Origin of the sequence: Brooklawnia sp., assembly GCF_032229645.1 — a bacterium.
Taxonomy (GTDB): domain Bacteria; phylum Actinomycetota; class Actinomycetes; order Propionibacteriales; family Propionibacteriaceae; genus Brooklawnia.
The window spans coordinates 1-3635 of record NZ_JAVTWX010000102.1 but is presented as its reverse complement, the minus strand read 5'-3'; the positions used below and the strand labels follow the sequence as shown (position 1 = coordinate 3635).

The window sequence follows — 3635 nt, the reverse complement described above, 5'->3', positions numbered from 1 at the left end:
GCGAGCTCAAGCCGGACGTGGTGCTGCTGGATATCCGGATGCCGGTGCTCGACGGCCTCGGCGTGCTGGAACGGCTCGCCACCGCTGGCGCGGACAGCCCCCGGGTCTTGGTGTTGACCACATTCAATACGGACGACTACGTGCTCCGCGCGCTACGTCAGCGTGCGCACGGCTTCCTGCTCAAAGACACCGACCCCGCCGGCCTGATCGCGGGGATCAAAGCCGTGCACCGCGGCGAACCGGTGCTGTCGCCCGACGTCACGAATACCCTGATCGCCGCTGCCACCGCATCGACCAGGCACTCTCCGGAAGACTTGGCGGCGATCGCCGAGTTGACCGACCGCGAACGAGAAATCGCCATCTTGATGACACAGGGTCTCACCAATGCCCAGATCGGCAATCGTCTTCATCTCAGCCTTGCCACGGTCAAAGCGCATCTGACTAGGCTCTTCATGAAATTGGGCACCGATAACCGAGTCTCGGCCGCCATGCGGGTCCGCGACGCCGGGCTGCTCGATTGACGGTCGAGGAAGGTTAGCAAGATGGTTCACGACATTCAGGCTCCAAATGCGGGCGACAACGAGACGCCTCAAGACGAGATCGACGCCGCCTGGCGCGACGAACTCAGCCGACGCATTGATGACATTGAGAGCGGCAAAGTTGAGATGGTGCCACTCGATGAGGCTTTCGCGCGTATCCGCGCCAAGCTCGCGGCAGGCACCAATGACGCCGAGCCGTCGACTGCTCCAGAAGCAGGGCCAGAGTTTGAAACCGCAGACGGATTAGGTGTTGGCCAAGTGTCCTTGTGCGAGTGCTTGTCTCGCGTACTCGCTGGACGTCACGCCGTGTTCCTTGGCCTGCTTTTCCAGCAGAGACCATAGAGCGCTTGGCACACGAAGGCTTCTGGTCTACATCGGTTCGCTCTTGCGCCACGGCGGAACCTCGTGGGTGAGAACCGAGTTCGGGAACCCGTCTGCGGTTTCTTTTGCCCAACGCTCAACGTCTTCATCGGTGAATGGAACACCGTTTGCTCCCACGTAGTGGTTCATCTCGCCTCCCTCATCTGGTTCTCAAACCCTGGGTCGGGTAGTTCGCGTGGATAATTATTGCTACATCACGAGGAAGCGCCACCGCCACTAATTCAAAGGCTCGTCCTACGCTATCGAGTCCAACCATCGTAGTAGGCCAAGGAAAAACCAACCAGATGCTGTTTAGCTCCTGGCGAGTAGGTAACTCGATACTTCCCGAGTTATTCTCGGCGTCGTACTCGGCCCGTAGCCCCGAGAGATAGGCGCGCATGTCCTCTGGGCTAAGGACTGGATCGTTCATCGGCCATCCGTTTGGCTGTTCGTGAGTGGGCCAACGCGTGATCGTCTCGCCCTCTGCTCGAAGACATGGGATAAAAGACGAAGATGCGATCGCGGCAGCGCAATCGGTCCTCGCAGGCGGACCGCTTGATGACGAGAACCCACAGCGCGAGCTACGCATAGGTCTCGACACATCTGGTCGGTTACTGGAGATCGTCGTGCTGCTATGGGACGACGGCGAGATCGAGATCATCCACCCAATGAAGGCGCCTGCCCCCTACCGGCGGCTCGTGTTCTGACACCGGGGGCCATGGCCCAGCCCAGAATGGTGCTTTGGAAGACTCAGCCAGCTCAGAAAGAGTGCCCTACCCGCCAGGAATCAGCAGATTGTCTGGCGCTCTGGCTCGGTTGGGATCGCCCGTATGAGTACTTTGGTTTGTGCGTCCACCGTGACGTACACGCTTGTCGCACGCGATCGCCGCGCCTGACGGCGCGTCCCGCTCTCACGCTCAGCATTGAGCACTGAAGGAGCAGCAACCTGGCCTCGCCACCTGGCCGTCGTCTTCGCTGCGATTCTGCGTTAGACTAGAACTGCGGCGGGCAGTAGCCCTTAGAACCTGGCAGTCTTCCGGACGGTACGACGGGCCAGGTTCACGCATTTCTACAGTCGAATTGTTCGGTGCCCGGTGAGGGGTTTTGCTCTTCGAATCCAGTCGCCGCCTTTCGCATAGCACCATGCAACAGAGTCGCTCACCCAGAGTAGGGGCTGTCCGTGGGGTGCAGAATGTGAGTATTGCAACGAGTGCATCCCGCCTCGAAGCGCCATGCTGATTACTCTCCTGTCGGCACTCATAAGTGATTCATCCCGTTCGATGATGAGAGCAGACACCTGTGCGCGGCAACATTCCGAAACGAGGGACGCGAGGCATGCATCACGAGCTTCTTTGTTCGGTAGGCCTTTTGCGATCCAGACTGACGCGCGCAGATCAAGCTTGCACATGCGTGAGAGGATCTCTCTACGTCGGCTATCGCTTTCACTTTTGAAATGAATTCGGCGCTGTCCCGGCTTCAAGAGACCGCGCAACGCCTTTTCAGAATCATGGATCAAAGACGGTGAAGATGCTGTCGCAACGATAATGTAGCCGCGAGCCTTGGACTCGTCGACGAAGACGCGATCACCTGCGGAGAACGTCATGAGAGGCCTGGCTTTTAGTAGCCGGATCGGTGCTGCGCGAGCTCGAGGCGGATGAAAGCGCTGATCATCGCGCGGTAGGTGCTCTCGACGACTTCGGGTGAAGCGCCCGCTGCGTCTGCGAGTGCTCGTGCTTTCTCGATGACCTGTTCGACACGAGCGGGTGCGCGCACGCCATCCTCGTCTTTCTTGAGCGAGCCAGCGGTAAGCACGCATCTTTGGCGCTCCGCGATCAGCGAAACGATCTGTTGGTCGATCGCATCGATGACGGAGCGCACTTCATTGAGGGTGGGCGTATCCGCGGTGTTCATGGCCTCACTGTAGTGGCCACCACTGACAATGAAGCTCCGACAAGGTTAGACACGGTGCGCATGGATCGAGCTCACTTGATAAGGTACGCGGTCCATGCCCCGTCGCCCATGCCCAGCGCATCAGCGACCGGGCCGCGTCGACTATCGCCGTGCCCGACGCCGCGGAAAAGCCCCGAGACCGGTCGGCAACGAAAGCGTTCACCGCTGTCCAGCCACAGCAGCGACGAATAGGCATCTTCTACGGGAGCGGGGAAACGGTGCTCCGGCAGGAGCCGGTAGTCGGGAAACAGCACCGCACACGGGGTTTGCGTGGCGTAGGCCCGGGCGAGCGCGAAGTGATGTGGCGCGGCCTTGAAGACGAAGCCGCCGCCGTGAAAGTCGATCAGGCACGGCAGCGGACGATCGGCACGGATGGGGGTATAGAGCAGCGCCGAGATGGTGCTGCCGTCTGCGGTCGGAATCTGGTGCCGCGTGACGGTGACCTGTTCATCCGACTTCTCTTTTCCGGGCAGAGCACTCAGGACGAGCGCGCCGAGTCGGATCGCTGTCTTGTTGAGGGTAGGCGAAACCAGGCGTACCGGGCGAAGTCCGGATGAAAGGCGTAACCCACGTCACCAGCCTAGGGCTTCCAGGCTTTCCTCGTCCGGATCGCGGGGATGGCCTGCCCGGCGTTGTGCGTTGTGAACCCCGATTTTTGGGGGTCAGGTGTCGGGTCGTGTACCATCTTCAGGTACCGAAAAACTGGATATGGGGCATTGGCGCAGTTGGTAGCGCGTCTCGTTCGCAATGAGAAGGTCAGGGGTTCGAATCCCCTATGCTCCACCC

6 protein-coding genes and 1 tRNA gene are annotated in these 3635 nt (G+C 60.2%); 5 read left to right on the top strand and 2 right to left on the bottom strand.

The features are described from left to right. Positions 1–521, top strand: a 521-nt coding sequence (locus tag AAFP05_RS07705) for a response regulator transcription factor (RefSeq protein WP_341729278.1), incomplete at its 5' end; no start/stop codon positions are given. A 21-nt stretch (positions 522–542) separates the two neighbouring features. Next, on the top strand, positions 543–881 hold the full coding sequence (locus AAFP05_RS07700) for an addiction module protein (RefSeq protein WP_341729277.1): 339 nt from the start codon (positions 543–545) through the stop codon (positions 879–881). A gap of 27 nt (positions 882–908) precedes the next feature. Here AAFP05_RS07700 and AAFP05_RS07695 read toward each other — a convergent pair whose 3' ends face one another. Continuing rightward, complete coding sequence (locus AAFP05_RS07695) at positions 909–1049, bottom strand: hypothetical protein (protein ID WP_341729276.1); 141 nt, start codon at positions 1047–1049, stop codon at positions 909–911. Positions 1050–1366: 317 nt separating this feature from the next. Here AAFP05_RS07695 and AAFP05_RS07690 point away from each other — a divergent pair, with 317 nt between their 5' ends. After that, complete coding sequence (locus AAFP05_RS07690; protein WP_341729275.1) at positions 1367–1606, top strand: hypothetical protein; 240 nt, start codon at positions 1367–1369, stop codon at positions 1604–1606. Between the two features lie 910 nt (positions 1607–2516). On the opposite strand, the gene AAFP05_RS07685 is transcribed toward AAFP05_RS07690, so the two are convergent. Beyond that, positions 2517–2810 carry a chorismate mutase gene (locus AAFP05_RS07685; protein WP_341729274.1) on the bottom strand — a complete coding sequence of 98 codons (294 nt, stop codon included), beginning with the start codon at positions 2808–2810 and terminating at the stop codon, positions 2517–2519. A gap of 149 nt (positions 2811–2959) precedes the next feature. Here AAFP05_RS07685 and AAFP05_RS07680 point away from each other — a divergent pair, with 149 nt between their 5' ends. Both AAFP05_RS07680 and AAFP05_RS07675 read left to right on the top strand, forming a co-directional pair. Then, entirely contained in the window at positions 2960–3406 is a 447-nt protein-coding gene (locus tag AAFP05_RS07680) for a hypothetical protein (RefSeq protein WP_341729273.1), read from the top strand. A gap of 153 nt (positions 3407–3559) precedes the next feature. Further along, positions 3560–3632: transfer RNA gene (locus AAFP05_RS07675), tRNA-Ala, on the top strand. Positions 3633–3635: the final 3 nt, after the last annotated feature.